This window comes from Marinifilum sp. D737 (genome assembly GCF_026672275.1).
GTDB lineage: Bacteria > Bacteroidota > Bacteroidia > Bacteroidales > Marinifilaceae > Marinifilum.
The window spans coordinates 1-325 of record NZ_JANQCD010000126.1 but is presented as its reverse complement, the minus strand read 5'-3'; the positions used below and the strand labels follow the sequence as shown (position 1 = coordinate 325).

Genomic DNA, 325 nt, shown 5'->3' with positions numbered 1-325 from the left:
TGTAGCTGAACAGCCATTGCCGTCTGTTACCACTACTGAATAGTTTCCTGAAGTTGATACTGTGATGGTCTGAGTGGTCGCGCCATTTGACCACAAATAGCTGGCGCCTGCATTGCCGGCATCTAAAGTGATTGTGCCACCAGCACAGGTTTCCTGGTCCGTTCCAAGATCAACAATAGGATTTGGATGAATGGTTACATTCACATCATCCGTTGCTGAACAGCCATTGGCGTCTGTTACCACTACTGAATAATTACCGCTTGTATTTACCGTGATGGTCTGACTTGTTGCTCCATTTGACCACAAATAGCTAGCGCCTGCATTG

General features: G+C 46.8%; 1 protein-coding gene. It reads right to left on the bottom strand.

From position 1 onward, the window contains the following. Positions 1–325: hypothetical protein (locus tag NQ163_RS20720; protein ID WP_268192205.1), on the bottom strand; the 325-nt coding region annotated here is incomplete at both ends.